Source organism: Streptomyces sp. TLI_053, assembly GCF_900105395.1.
Taxonomy (GTDB): Bacteria; Actinomycetota; Actinomycetes; order Streptomycetales; family Streptomycetaceae; genus Kitasatospora.
In genome coordinates this window covers 412,645-428,086 of the sequence record NZ_LT629775.1, presented here as the reverse complement: position 1 = coordinate 428,086, position 15,442 = coordinate 412,645, and the positions used below count along the sequence as shown (strand labels likewise).

At 76.0% G+C, this 15,442-nt stretch carries 2 protein-coding genes; one reads left to right on the top strand and one right to left on the bottom strand.

Annotation, left to right across the window (positions count from 1 at the left end; translation table 11 throughout):
* Positions 1 to 162: 162 nt before the first annotated feature.
* Complete coding sequence (locus BLU95_RS01465; protein ID WP_093858295.1) at positions 163 to 678, bottom strand: hypothetical protein; 516 nt, start codon at positions 676 to 678, stop codon at positions 163 to 165.
* Positions 679 to 1,038: 360 nt separating this feature from the next.
* Between BLU95_RS01465 and BLU95_RS01460 the strand changes: the two genes are divergently transcribed.
* Positions 1,039 to 15,429: a type I polyketide synthase gene (locus BLU95_RS01460; RefSeq protein WP_093864557.1), complete on the top strand. Its 14,391-nt coding sequence runs from the start codon at positions 1,039 to 1,041 to the stop codon at positions 15,427 to 15,429.
* The last annotated feature ends 13 nt before the right edge of the window (positions 15,430 to 15,442 follow it).

The window sequence follows — 15,442 nt, the reverse complement described above, 5'->3', positions numbered from 1 at the left end:
GTTCCCGCGTCGCAGGGGCGACGACGGCTGCCCCTGCCGGGTCCGCCGGCGCACCGCCGACGGCCCGCCACGCGCGGGGCGTGCTGTGGCGGTGGGCGCACCGCCGGGACCGCCGACCCGACCGCCACCCGTGAACCCAAGCCCGATGGCGCGGCGGGCGGTTCATTGCCCGTCGTCGAGGCCCTCGACCTCGACGGGCCGCCTTCCGTCGAACGTCACGAGGATTCCGTAGGGGTCCGCCAGCCGGAGCCTGCTCTCCGTGAAACGGATCGCCCACGTCCGGTCGGCCCACACGGTTGCTTCAGGACCTGCCAGTGGCAACTCCGGACGGTCGAGCCAGCTCAGTTCCTCGGTGGTGAGTCCGAAGCGCGCTTCCCGGAGTCGGGTGCGGCAGTACTCCGAAGCGCGGTCGACGAAGACATCGAACTGGGTCACGATGTCGTGGGCGAAACGGAGGGTGGCCTCGTCCGGCGGGGCGGCCGGCTCGATCACCAGACTCGTCCCGATCTCGGCCGCGCCCGTCGGCCCCGGGAAGAAACCGCTCCAGCAGGCCAGTGACGGAGGGCTCTCCGTCCTGCTCAGTACAACCCCGGCGATGCTTACGGTCGAGGGCAGTTGCGGGTCGGCGCCGAGCTGTTCAGCGCCCGTGCCTTCCGTGGGTGCGCCGTTGTCGGTCATCGGCTCAGCATAGGTCCGCCGGAACGGACGGCCGACCCGGCCCACGGGGTGCGTGCGGCTCTCCCTCTCCGCCGTAACCCACTGCTCCGCCGCGACCCACCCGGTCCGCCGCGACCCGTCCGGTCCGCCGCGACCCGTCCGGTCTGCCGCGACCCGTCCGCTCCCCGTGCCCGCGCCGTGTCGCGGCCTGCGCTATCGGGACGCTATGCGCCTTGGGCAAGATCGACGTCGCGGTCCGGTGGCGGTACAGGCCGGGCACGACGATGGCGTCCCGGTCGGCGCGCGACCCGTGGGAGCGGGCACCCCGCCGCGGTCCGGCGACTGATGATCCTGATCGCGGTGAAGGAGTCCGAAGTCACGATGACGCACCCCGACGGCACGGAAGCACCGCTGCTCTGGACACTGGCCGGCAGCGGCAAGGAGTCGCTGGCAGCCGGCGCGCGCGGCCTGCACGCGTACCTGGCCGATCGTGACGACTGGAGCCCGCAGGACATCGCGCTCACCCTCGCGCGCACCGCTTCCCGGGGGAGCCGACGGGCGGCGGTGGTGGCGGACGGTCGGGACGGATTCCTGCGGCGGCTGGACGCGCTCGCCGACGGCAGGAGCATGCCCGGCCTGCTGGAGGGCGCCGCGGGGCCGGGCGGGCGGATCGCCTTCGTGTTCCCCGGGCAGGGCGCGCAGTGGCCCCGGATGGCGGTGGACCTGTTGGACACCTCCACGGTGTTCCGCGACCGGATGGACGCGTGCGCGCAGGCCCTGGAACCGTTCGTCGACTGGTCGCCGATCGACGTGCTCCGCGACCCGGACGCGGCGGGCGCACCCGCCGCGGACCGGGCCGACGTGGTGCAGCCCCTGCTGTTCGCCGTGACGGTGTCGCTCGCCGCGCTGTGGCGCTCCCACGGTGTGGAACCGGCCGCCGTGCTCGGGCACAGCGTCGGCGAGGTCACCGCCGCCGCGGTCTGCGGCGCGCTGTCCCTGGACGACTGCGCGCGGGTGGTGGCGCTGTGGAGCCAGGCCCAGGCGACCCTGGCCGGGAAGGGGGACATGGTCTCCGTCATGGCCCCGGCCGACGAGGTCGAGCCGCGCTTGCGCCGCTGGGACGGCCGCCTCGTCGTCGCCGCGCACAACGGCCCGCGGTCCGTGATCGTCTCCGGCGACCGCGACGCCGCGGCCGAACTCCTCGCCGACCTGGCCTCGGACGCGGTGCACGCACGGCGGATCGCGGTGGGCCTGGCCGCCCATTCCCCCCACATCGACGCGATCGTCCCCCGGATGCGCGCCGACCTCGCACCGGTCCGGCCCCGCACACCGGATCTGCCCTACTACTCCGGACTGACCGGGGGGCGACTGGACGTCCCGGTCCTGGACGCCGACTACTGGTGCCGCAACCTGCGCAGCACGGTCAGGTTCCATCAGGCGGCCGAGGCCCTGCTGCGGGACGGGCACGGGGTCCTGCTGGAGGTCAGCCCGCACACCGTGCTGACCTCCGCCCTCGCGGACTGCGCGGAGGAACACGGCGCGCAGGCCGCCGTCCTCGGGACGCTGCGCCGCGATCAGGACGGTCCGGGCCGGTTCCTGACCTCGCTCGGTGAGCTGTACGTGCACGGGGTCACCCCGGAACGGGGCGCGCTGTTCTCCGGGGATGACGCCCGGGTGCGGGAACTGCCGACGGCCGCCCTGGCGGCGCTCACCCCGCAGGACGCGAACGGGCCGGGCGGCGCGGGCGCCGCGGGCGGTGACCGGGACGCCGGCGCCGCGTTCCGCGCGGAGCTGGCCGGACTGGACGTACCGGAGCGGCGTGCCGCGCTGGTGCGGCTGGTGGGCGAGGAGATCGCCGCGCTGACCGGCCGGTCCGATCCGGTCCCCGCCGAACTGGCCTTCCTCGACCTGGGATTCGACTCCGTCACCGCGGTGGAGCTGCGCAACCGGTTGGGTGCGGCGACGGCGCTGCGCATCCCGGCGACGATCGCCTTCGACTGCCCGACCCCGATGGCCCTGGCCGAGTACCTCTGTGCCGCGATCGGCGGCGACCGGGCCGACAGGACGACGGCCGCGGACGTGCCGGTGCGGCGGTCCGAGGACGACGACCCCGTGGTGATCGTCGGTATGGGCTGCCGCTACCCCGGCGGGGTCACCAGTCCCGACGAGCTCTGGGAGCTGGTCTCGTCAGGTGCCGACGCCGTCTCCGCGCTGCCGGACGACCGCGGTTGGGACACCGCCGGTCGCTACGACCCCGCACCGGGAACTCCCGGCCGGTACTACCAGCGCGAGGCGGGTTCGCTGGCCGGCGCGGCGGACTTCGACGCGGAGTTCTTCGGCATCTCGCCGCGCGAGGCCCTGGCCATGGACCCGCAGCAGCGGCTGCTGCTGGAGACGACCTGGGAAGTGCTGGAGCGGGCCGGGATCGACCCGGCCACTCTGCGGCGGACCCCGACGGGCGTCTATGTCGGGGCGATGACCATGGACTACGGGCCCACTCTCGAACAGGGCGCCGACGAGGGCGGCCACCTGCTGACCGGCAACACCGGAAGCGTCACGTCGGGCCGACTGGCCTACACCCTCGGACTGGAGGGAGCGGCGGTCACCGTCGACACGGCGTGCTCGTCCTCGCTGGTGGCCCTGCACCTCGCGGTCCGGGCGGTGCGGTCGGGCGAGTGCTCGCTGGCGCTGGCGGGCGGCGCGACCGTGATGTCCACGGTCGGCATGTTCGTGGAGTTCAGCCGGCAGGGCGGTCTGGCGCCGGACGGCCGCTGCAAGTCCTTCGCGGCGGCCGCCGACGGTTTCGGCCTGGCCGAGGGCGTGGGGATGCTGCTGGTGGAGCGGTTGTCGGACGCCCGGCGCAACGGGCATCCGGTGCTGGCCGTCGTCCGGGGTTCGGCCGTGAACCAGGACGGTGCGAGCAACGGTCTGACGGCGCCGAGCGGTCCGTCGCAGCAGCGGGTGATCCGGGCGGCGCTGGCGGACGCGGGACTGTCGGCGTCCGAGGTGGACGTGGTGGAGGCGCACGGTACGGGGACGCGGTTGGGCGACCCGATCGAGGCGCAGGCGCTGCTGGCGACGTACGGGCAGGACCGGCCCGCGGACCGTCCGGTGCGGATCGGCTCGCTCAAGTCCAACATCGGCCATGCCCAGGCCGCGGCGGGGGTGGGCGGTGTCATCAAGTCGGTGCTGGCGATGCAGCACGGGGTGATGCCGAAGACGCTGCACGTGGACGGCCCCACGCCCGAGGTGGACTGGTCGGCGGGAGCCGTGGAGATCCTCTCCGAGGCCCGTGCCTGGGACGACACGGGCCGTCCGCGTCGGGCGGGGGTGTCCTCCTTCGGTATCAGCGGGACCAACGCTCACGTGATCCTGGAGTCCGCGCCGGCCGAGGCTTCGGCCGGAGCGGTGGAGAATGTCCGGCGTCCTGGGCCGGTGGTGTGGCCGGTGTCGGCGCGCAGTGCGGAGGCCCTGCGGGCGCAGGCCGGGACGCTGGCGGCGCGGGTGGTGACGGAGCCCGGACTCGACACGGCGGACGTGGGTTTCTCGCTGGCGGTGGGGCGTGCGTCCTTCGAGCACCGTGCCGTGCTGGTGGGCGCGGACCGGAGCGAGTTGCTCGACGGCGTGAAGGCGCTCGCGGACGGGCGTTTGGCCCCGGGGCCGGTGTCCGGCGGCGGGTTGGTTTCGGGTCGTTCGGTGCTGGTGTTCCCGGGTCAGGGTTCGCAGTGGGTGGGGATGGCCGCGGAGTTGCTGGCCGAATCGGGGGTGTTCGCCGAGCGGATGGCGGAGTGCGGGCGTGCTCTGGCGCCTTACGTGGATTGGTCGTTGGTGGAGGCGCTGGGCTCGGAGCGGTTGCTCGCCCGGGTGGATGTGGTGCAGCCGGTGCTGTGGGCGGTGATGGTGTCGTTGGCGGAGGTGTGGCGTTCGTTCGGTGTGGTGCCGGACGCGGTGGTGGGCCATTCGCAGGGTGAGATCGCCGCGGCGGTGGTGGCGGGTGGTCTGGGTCTGGAGGACGGGGCGCGGGTGGTGGCGCTGCGTTCCCGTGCGATCAAGGTTCTGGCGGGTCGTGGCGGCATGGCCTCGTTGCCGTTGCCGGTCGCGGCGGTGCGGGGGCGGCTCTCCGCGTGGGCGGGCCGGTTGTCGGTGGCGGCGGTGAACGGTCCGTCGTCGACGGTGGTTTCCGGTGACGCGGACGCGGTCACGGCACTGGTGGAGGAGTTGGTGGGGGAGGGGGTCCGGGCGCGCGTGATCGAGGTCGATTACGCGTCGCACTCCTCGCACGTGGAGGAGATCCGCGAGGAGCTGCTGTCCGATCTGGACGGGATCACGCCGGTGTCTGGTGCGGTGCCGTTCTTCTCGACGGTGACGGGTGGTTGGCTGGACACGAAGTCCCTTGACGCGGAGTACTGGTACCGCAATCTGCGGGAGACCGTCGAGTTCGGGCAGGCCACGGCGGCGTTGTTGGGCGAGGGTTTCCGGTTCTTCGTCGAGTCCAGCCCGCATGCGGTGCTGTCGGTCGCGGTGGGGGAGTCGGTGGAGGCCGCGGGGGTGGACGCGGCGGTGCTGGGGACGTTGCGTCGTGGTGAGGGCGGTCGCGAGCAGGTGCTGCGTGCGGTGGGCCGTGCGTGGGAGTGCGGGTTGGGGGTGGACTTGTCGGGTGCGTTCCCGGGGGCCCGCCGGGTGGACCTGCCGACGTACTCCTTCCAGCGCACCCGCTACTGGCTGACGGCCCCCGCCGCCGTCCCGGCCGCCCCCGCCGAGGACCGCTGGGACGACCTGGAACTCGAGGACCCCGCCCGGCTCGCCGAAACCCTCGGGGTCGGCCGGGCCGCCCTGGACGAAGTCCTGCCCGCGCTGGCGACCTGGCGCTCCGTCAGGAACCGTGAACGGAGGGCGGACTCCTGGCGCTACCACGTCGCCTGGGCGCCCCTGTCGGTCGCGCCGGCGGACGGCCTCCCCGGTCGCTGGCTCGCCCTGCGTCCCGAGGGTGACGACGCGGCAGCCGTCCTGGACACCCTCGCCGAGGCCGGAGCCGATCTTCTCCCGTGCGTCGTCGCCGATCCGGGCGCGACCCGCGAACACCTGGCCGCCCTGCTGACGAAGACCGCCGGGGAGCACCCGATCGCCGGTGTGCTGTCCCTGCTGTCCTGGGAGGAGCGCCCCCATCCCGACCACCCCGACCTGCCCGGCGGTCCGGCGCTGACCCTCGCGCTGGCCCAGGCGCTGGAGGACGCGGGCGTTTCCGCCCGGCTCTGGACGCTGACGCAGGGAACGGCGGTCCTGGGCGGCGCGGAGCGGCCGGGACCCGTCGGTCAGGCCGCGTCCGCCGCCCTGGGCCGGACGCTGGCACTGGAGCACCCGCATCGCCGCGGCGGTCTGGTCGACCTGCCCGAGGTGCTGGACCTACGGGCCGCCCGCCGCCTGTGCGCGGTGCTCGCGGGCGCCGCGGCCGACGAGGAACAGGTGGCGGTGCGCTCCACCGGGGTCCACGGACGTCGCCTCCGGCCCGCGTCGCCCGCGCCGGCGAAAGCCCGTCAGGGCGGCGCGGCCGAGCGGAAGCGACCGCGGTGGCAGGGCACGGTCCTCGTCACCGGTGGCACCGGTGGCGTCGGCTCGCACACGGCGCGCTGGCTCGCGGGCCAGGGCGCGGAGCGGCTGCTGCTGGTCAGCCGACGCGGTGCCGACGCACCCGGCACCGACGCGCTGCGGACGGAACTGACGGCGCTGGGCGCCGAAGTGACCTTTGCCGCCTGCGACGTCGCGGACCCGGCCGCACTGGCGGCGCTGATCGCCGACATCCCGGCGCGGTGCCCGCTGTCCGCCGTCGTCCACGCGGCAGGCGTCCTCGACGACGGTGTGCTCGACGCGCTGGACCCGGCGCGGCTCGCCGGGGTGCTGCGCGCCAAGCTGACCGCCGCCCGGAACCTGCACGAGGCCACCGCGGGTCTCGACCTGTCGGCCTTCGTGGTGTTCTCGTCCGTGATGGGCGTCGTGGGCAACGCCGGGCAGGGCAACTACGCCGCCGCCAACGCGGCCGTCGACGCGCTCGTCGCCGCCCGCCGGGCCGCCGGGCTGCCCGGCACGTCCGTGGCCTGGGGCGCCTGGGCCGGGCCGGGCATGCTGGCGGACGAGGTCGCCGCACGGCTGCGGGACCTCGGCATGCCGGTGATGGAGCCCGGAACGGCCGTCACCGCGATCGGCCGGGCGCTCGCGGAGGACGACGAGCTGGTCGTGGTCGCCGATGTCGACTGGAGGCGCTTCACCACGGGCAGGGGCCGGTGGACCGCCGCCCTCCTGCACGGGATCCCGGACCCGGCGACCGAGAGGCCCGTCCCGGATGCCACCGCACCGTCGGCGGCCCGGGAAGGCGGCGACCCCGCCGACGCCCTGCGGCAGCGGACCGCCGTACTGCCGCGCCACGAGGACCGGGTGAGGGCCCTCACCGAGCTGGTACGCACCCACGCGGCGACGGTCCTGCGCCACCCCGACGTCGACACGGTCCAACCCGGAAGGGCGTTCTCCGCGCTCGGCTTCGACTCGCTGACGGCGGTGGAGCTGCGCAACCGGCTCGCCGTCGTCACCGGACTGGCCCTGCCCGCCACCGTCCTTTTCGACCATCCCACACCGTCGGCGCTCGCCGACCGGCTGCTCGCGGACCTGGACCTGCCGGACGCCGCGAGCGGCACCGCCGGGCCCGCCGGCTCCGTCGACGCCGGGGCGGGCCGGGCAGCGGCACCCGGCGGCAACGAGCCGATCGCGATCGTCGGCATGGGCTGCCGCTTCCCCGGCGGGGTCGCGGGGCCCGAGGACTTCTGGCACCTGCTCTCGAAGGGCACCGACGCCGTCGGCGACTGGCCGTCCGACCGGGGCTGGGACACCGAGGGGCTGTACGACCCCGACCCCGACCACGCCGGCACCACGTACAGCAGGCAGGGCGGCTTCCTGCACGACGCCGCCGAGTTCGACGCGGAGTTCTTCGGCATCTCGCCGCGCGAGGCCCTGGCCATGGACCCCCAGCAACGGCTGCTCCTGGAGACCGCCTGGGAGGCGGTCGAGCGCGCCGGGCAGGACCCGACCGCGCTGAAGGACCGACAGGTCGGCGTCTACATCGGTACCAACGGACAGGACTACTCCGCGCTGCTGCGGGGCGCCGAGGGCGTGTCCGAGGGCCATCTGCTGACCGGGAACACGGCCAGCGTGCTGTCCGGGCGGCTGTCCTACGTGCTCGGCCTCCAGGGACCCTCGCTCACCGTCGACACCGCGTGCTCCTCGTCGCTGGTGGCGCTCCACCTGGCCGTGCAGGCACTGAGGCGCGGCGACTGCGAGCAGGCCCTCGCGGGCGGGGTGACGGTGATGAGCACCCCGCAGCTCTTCGTGGAGTTCAGCCGTCAGCGCGGACTCGCCGCCGACGGCCGCTGCAAGGCGTTCTCGGCGGACGCGGACGGCACGGGCTGGGGCGAGGGCGCCGGAGTGCTGCTGCTGGAGCGCCACAGCGACGCCCTGCGCCACGGTCACCCCGTTCTCGCGCTGATCACCGGCACCGCCGTCAACCAGGACGGCGCCAGCAACGGGCTCACCGCCCCCAACGGCCCGTCCCAGCAGCAGGTCGTCCGCGCCGCGCTGGCCGACGCCGGGCTGCGCGCCGACCAGATCGACGCGATCGAGGCCCACGGCACGGGCACGAAGCTCGGCGACCCCATCGAGGCGCAGGCGCTCCAGGCCGTCCACGGACCTGCGCGCCCGGCGGACCGGCCGCTCTGGCTCGGCTCCGTGAAGTCGAACATCGGGCACACCCAGGCGGCGGCCGGGGTGGCCGGCGTGATCAAGATGGTGCTGGCCGTCCGCCACGGCGAACTGCCGGGGACCCTGCACGCCGGGACGCCGAACCCGCACGTCGACTGGTCCGACGGTGCCGTCCGCCTGCTCACCGCGCACACCCCGTGGCCGGAGACCGGGAACCCGCGCCGGGCGGGCGTGTCGTCGTTCGGCATCAGCGGCACCAACGCGCACGCGATCATCGAGCAGGCACCGGCCGTCGCGGTCGTGCCCGCCCCGGAGCGGACCGGCACCGCTGCCGTACCCGCCCCGCCCACCGCTGAGACGGACACCGCTGAGACGCCCACCGCCGAGACGGACACCGCCGAGCCGCCCACCACGACGGCCACCACGCGCCGGGCCGCCCCGCCCGTGCCGCTGCTGCTGTCGGCCGGCACACCGGAGGCCCTGCGGGCACAGGCCGGCCGGCTGGTGAGCCGGCTCGATGCCGACCCGGACGCCGAACTGGCGGACGTCGCCTACTCGCTCGCCACCGGACGGGCCCCGCTCGAACACCGGGCCGCCGTCCTGGGACGGGACCGGGCATCCGTTCGACGCTCGCTCACCGCACTCGCGCGCGGCACGGCGGCGGGCCACCTGCTCACCGGAGGCGCCGCACGCCCCGGCCGGACCGCCTTCCTCTTCCCGGGACAGGGCAGCCAGCGGGCCGGAGCCGGCGTGGAGCTCTACCGCGAGGACCCGGTGTTCGCCGACGCCCTCGACGAGGTACTGACCGGCCTGCACCCGCACCTCGACCGGCCCCTGCGCGAGATTCTGTTCGCCGGGCCCGGAACCCCCGGTGCGGCGCTGCTCGACCGCACCCGGTACACCCAGCCCGCGTTGTTCGCCCTGGAAACGGCGCTGTTCCGGCTCGTGCGCCACTGGGGTGTGCGGCCCGACCTGCTGATGGGGCACTCCGTCGGCGAACTCGCCGCCGCCCACGCGGCGGGCGTGCTGGACCTGCCCGACGCCTGCGCGCTGGTAGCGGCCCGGGGCCGGCTGATGGACGAACTGCCCGAGGGCGGGGCGATGGTGGCGGTGGAGGCCACCGAGGAGGAAGTGCGGCAGGCCCTGCTGGACGACCGTACCGGGCACCCCCTGCCGGAGACGGACACGGACCGCGGCCCGGGCCGGGACGCGGTGGACATCGCCGCCGTCAACGGGCCCGCCTCCGTGGTCCTGTCCGGTGACGCGGACGCGGTGCTGCGCCTGGCCGGGGTGTTCCGCTCCCGCGGCCGGCGCACCCGCCGGCTGAGTGTGAGCCACGCGTTCCACTCCGCCCGGACGGACGGGATGCTCGACGCGTTCCGGGACGTGGCCGAGTCGCTGACCTACCACGCGCCCGCCGTCGAGATCGTCTCCAACCTGACCGGGCGCACGGCCACGGCCGCGGAACTCCGTTCGCCCGAGCACTGGGTGCGCCACGTCCGGGGCACCGTGCGCTTCCTGGAAGGCGCCCGCCGGCTGCGGGCCGAGGGCGCGACGACGTACCTCGAACTCGGACCGGGCGGCGTGCTGTCCGGCATGCTCCACGCCTGCCTCCCCGACGCCACCCCCACCACCGGCGGCCCCGGGACGGTGCCGCTGCTGCGCGACGGCCGCGACGAGCCGGACGCGGTCCGCACCGCGCTCGCCTCGCTGCACCTGCGCGGCGTGGCGGTGGACTGGTCGGCGGGCTGGAGCGGCACCGACGTGCGGCGGGTCGACCTGCCCACCTACGCCTTCCAGCGCAGGCGATTCTGGCCGGTGGCCGCGCCGGACCCGGTGCCCGGCGCCGGGCCGTCCCGCCGGGAGACCGAGGTCCCCGCCAGCCCCCGCCGCTACCGCATCGCCTGGGAGCCGCTCACCGCGCCCGCGGAGCCCCGCCTCTCCGGCCGCTGGCTGCTCGTCACCCCGGACGGACCCGGTGCCGAGGACACCGCGCTCGCCTGCGAACAGGCGCTCGCCGGACACGGCGCCGACGTGGCGGTGATCCGGGTCGGGGCTGCCGCCGAACGCGCCGAACTGGCCTCGCTGCTGCAGGAGTTCGACTCCCCGGAGGGCGTCCTGTCGCTGCTGGCCCTGGCCCGGGGCCCCCTCCCGGGCCTGCCGATGCTCGACGCCTGCCTGAGCGGGACCCTGCTGCTGCTCCAGGCCCTGGGCGACAGCGGCGTCGACGCACCCCTGTGGTGCGCCTCCCGCGGCGCGGTGGCGGCCGACGGCACGGAGGAGGTCCGCCCCGAGCAGGCCCAGGTGTGGGGCCTGGGCCGGGTGGCGGCACTGGAGCACCCGTTGCGCTGGGGCGGCCTGGTCGACCTGCCGGACCTGCTGGACGGGCCCGCGCTGGACGGGCTGTGCGCGGTGCTGGCCGGACGGGACGGCGAGGACCAGGTGGCCGTACGCGCGCCCGGACCGTTGGGCCGTCGGCTCGTGCCCGCGCCGGAGCCCGCGACACCCGCCCCCGTAGCGTGGACGCCGCGCGGCACGGTCCTCGTCACCGGCGGCACCGGAGGCCTCGGCGCCCAGGTGGCGCGCTGGCTCGCGGAGCGCGGTGCGGAACACCTCGTCCTGCTCGGCCGGCGGGGCCCCGACGCCCCCGGGGCCGACGCGCTGGTCGACGCCCTGGCGGCGCTCGGCGCCCGGAGCACCCTGCTGGCCTGCGACGTCGCCGACCGCACCGCCCTGGAACGGGTCCTGGGGCGGCTGCGCGACGAGGGCGACACCGTACGGGCCGTGGTGCACGCCGCCGGACTCACCTCGGACACCGCGCTGATGGACTGCACGCCGGAAGAACTGGCCCGGCGGACGGCGGCCAAGACGCGCGGCGCGGCCCACCTCGACGCCCTGTTCGCAGACCGCCCGCTGGACGCCTTCGTGCTGTTCTCCTCGATCTCGGGCACCTGGGGCAGCGGCGGCCAGGGCGCCTACGCGGCAGCCAACGCCTACCTGGACGGCCTCGCCGCGGCGAGGCGCGGCCGGGGCCTGGCGGCGACCTCGGTGGCCTGGGGCCCCTGGGCCGGCGCGGGCATGGCCGAGGGCGCGGTCGGTGACGGCCTGCGCCGGCACGGGCTGGTGCCGATGGCCCCGGCAGCGGCGCTCTCCGCGCTCGGCCTGGCGCTGACCCTGGACGAGGGCGAACCGGTCGTCGCCGAGCTGGACTGGAGCCGCTTCGCGCCGATCTTCGGCTCGGTCAGGGACAGTGCGCTGCTGCGCGCCCTGTCCGCCGCCCCGGATCCCCGTGCGGCGGACGGCGGCCCCGCGGCGGGGGACGCCTCCGCCGGGACCGGACCCGGTACGGGCGCCGGCCGGTCGTGGCTGCACCGGCTGCACCGGCTGTCCGAGTCCGAGGGCCGCAAACTGCTGACGGAACTGGTGCGGAGCGAAGCGGCCGCCGTGCTGGGCCACGAGTCGGCCGCCGGCCTCACGGCCGAGCGCCCGTTCCGCGAGCTGGGCTTCGACTCGCTCACCGCCGTCGAACTCCGGAACCGGCTGGTCACGGCCACCGCTCTGCCGCTCGCGTTCACCACCGTTTTCGACCACCCGACGGCGGCCGCCCTCGCCGCCCACGTCTTCGCCGGGCTGACCGGCACCGAACCGGCCGCCGACGGCGCGACCGGCACGGCCGCGACGGACTTCGCAGCCGCCGACGGCGCGGCCGGGCCCGCGCCGGCCGACGAACCCCTGGCGATCGTCTCGATGGCCTGCCGGTTCCCGGGCGGCGTCCGCTCGCCCGAGGAGCTGTGGCAGCTGGTGGCCGACGGAGTGGACGCGGTCGCCGCGCTGCCCGCCGACCGCGGCTGGCCGCTGGACACCCTCTACGACCCGGACCCCCTGCACCCGGGCACCTTCTACACCACCGGCGGCGGCTTCCTGGACGGCGCGGCCGAGTTCGACGCGGAGTTCTTCGGCATCTCCCCGCGGGAAGCACTGGCCATGGACCCGCAGCAGCGACTGCTCCTGGAGACCAGCTGGGAGGCGCTGGAGCGGGCCGGGATCGACCCCGCGTCGGTCCGCGGCAGCGAGGGCGGCGTCTACGTCGGCGTCGCCGCCCAGGGCTACGGCACCGGCCCGCAGAACCCGTCCGACGAGGTCGAGGGGCACCTCCTCAGCGGCACGGTCACCAGCGTCGCCTCCGGCCGCGTCGCCTACACCCTCGGGCTCGGCGGCCCCGCCGTGACGGTGGAGACGGCCTGCTCGTCCTCGCTGGTGGCGCTGCACCTGGCCGGCCAGGCCCTGCGCGCCGGCGACTGCTCGTTCGCCCTGGTCGGCGGCGCCGCGGTGATGGCGAGCCCGGACGCCTTCGTCGAGTTCAGCCGCCAGCAGGGCCTGTCGCCCGACGGCCGCTGCCGCTCCTTCGCCGAAGGGGCGAACGGCACGGGCTGGGGCGAAGGGGTGGGCGTCCTGCTGGTGGAACGCCTCTCCGACGCGCGCCGTCTCGGGCACCCGGTGCTGGCCCTCGTCCGGGGCACCGCGGTCAACCAGGACGGTGCCAGCAACGGCCTCACCGCCCCGAGCGGCCCCGCGCAGCAGCGGGTGATCAGGAGTGCGCTGGCCGCCGCCGGACTGTCCGGCGCCGAGGTCGACCTGGTCGAGGCGCACGGCACCGGCACCGTGCTCGGCGACCCCATCGAGGCGCAGGCCCTGCTGGCCACCTACGGCCAGGACCGGCCCGCCGACCGCCCGCTGTGGCTGGGCTCGCTGAAGTCCAACATCGGGCACACCCAGGCCGCCGCCGGGGTCGCCGGGGTCATCAAGACGGTGCTCGCCCTGCGGAACGGCGTGCTCCCCGGCACCCTGCACGCGCAGGAGGCGTCCAGCCGGGTGGACTGGTCGGCCGGAGCGGTCCGGCTGCTCGCGAACGCCCGCCCCTGGGACGCCCCGGAGGGGGACCGGCCGCGCCGGGCCGGCGTCTCCGCGTTCGGCATGAGCGGCACCAACGCCCACGCCGTTCTGGAGGAGGCACCCGCCGCCGAGGCCGGCCCGCTGCCCGGGGGCACGGACGGCGAACCGTCCGAGGACACCGGGACGGCGGTTCCGTGGCTGCTCTCCGCCATGACCCCCGCGGCCCTGCGCCGCCAGGCCCGCCGGCTGGGCGAGCACCTGCGGGCCGACCCCGCCGCGGGCGCCGCCGCGGCCGCCCGGGCGCTCGCCACGACCCGCCCCGCCCTGCCCTTCCGGGCGGCCGCCACCGGCCGCGACCGCGCCGCGCTGCTCGGCCGGCTGGACGCCCTCGCGGCGGGCGAACCCGCGCCCGACACCGTGCAGGACCGGGCGCGCGGCGGTCGTACGGCCTTCGTCTTCCCCGGCCAGGGCTCGCAGTGGGCCGGCATGGCCGCGGCGGCGCTCGACGCCTCCGCGCCGTTCGCCACCGCCGTCGCCGACTGCGAACGGGCGCTCGCCCCGCACACCGACTGGTCCCTGACCGAGGTGCTGCGCGGCGCGCCCGGCGCACCGACCCTCGACCGCGTGGACGTCGTTCAGCCGGTGCTGTTCGCCGTGATGGTCGCGCTGGCCGCGCACTGGCGCGCCACCGGGGTCACCCCGGACGCGGTCGTCGGGCACAGCCAGGGCGAGATCGCCGCCGCCCACGTCGCCGGAGCGCTGTCGCTCGACGACGCGGCCCTCGTGGTGGCGCTGCGCAGCCGGGCGCTGCTGAGGCTGGCCGGACGCGGCGGCATGGTGTCGGTCGCGGCCTCCGCCGAGCGGACCACGAGCCTGATGCCCGTCGGCGGACGCCTCTGCGTGGCCGCGGTGAACGGCCCCGACGCGGTGGTCGTGGCCGGGGAGCCCGAGGAACTGGCCGCCCTGCTCGCGGCCTGCGACCGGGAAGGCGTCCGGGCCCGGGCGATCCCGGTGGACTACGCGGCCCACTCGGCCCAGGTCGCCGAGATCGAGGACGAACTGCGCGAGGCACTCACCGGGATACGCCCCCGCGCCTCGGTCGTCCCGCTCTACTCGACGGTGACCGGCGAACCCGTCGCCGGAGAATCGCTCGACGCCGACTACTGGTACCGCAACCTGCGCGAGCCGGTCGACTTCGTCGCAGCGACCCGCGCCCTGCTCGACGCGGGCCACACCCTGCTCGTCGAGGTCAGCCCGCATCCGGTGCTGCTCGCCGGGATCGAGGCGGTGGCCGCGGAGGCCGGGCGGGAGGTGTCGGCGGTCGGCACGCTGCGGCGCGGCGACGGCGGTCGGGACCGGCTGCTGGCCTCACTGACCGAGGCGTGGGCGGCCGGCGGCGGCCCGGTGGACTGGTCGCCCTGGACGGGGGCCCCCGGGCCGGGCGGCCCGGCACCCGTCCTGCTGCCGACGTACCCCTTCCAGCGCGACCGGTACTGGCTGGCCGCGCCGGGCCGGACGGCCACCCCGGCCACCACCGCGGCGCCGGCCGAGGACACCCCGCGGACCGCGGGCGAGGAGGACGGTACCCCCGCCGCACGGCTGGCCGCCCGGCTGGCCCCGCTGGACCGGCAGGCCCGCCGTCAAGCGGTGCTCGACCTGGTCGTCCGGCACGCGGCCGCGGTCCTCGGCCATCCCGGAACCGGTCCGGTGCGCGCGGAACGCGCCTTCTCCGAGGTCGGCTTCGACTCGATGCTCGCGGTGCGGTTCCGGAACGCGCTGTGCGAGGCCACCGGGCTGGCCGTCCCGCCGACGGTCGTCTTCGACCACCCGACGCCCGAGGCGCTCGCCGCCCACCTGGACGCGGAGCTGTCCGCCGCGCCCGCACCGCCCTCGCCGCTGCTGGCCGAGCTGGACCGGCTGGCCGCGCTCCTCGCGGCCGTCCCGCCCGGAACGGCCGGCACCGACGGGGTCGGCGAACGACTGGACGAACTGCTGCGCGGCTGGGGCCGGCGCGCCGGTGCACCGGGTGGCGAGGCGGCACCGCCCGGTCCGGTGGGAGACACCCCCACGGCCGTGGAGACGGCGACAGCGGACGAGCTGTTCGCCCTGATCGACAACGACTTCGGCAACGCCTGAGAGAGAGCTGTCC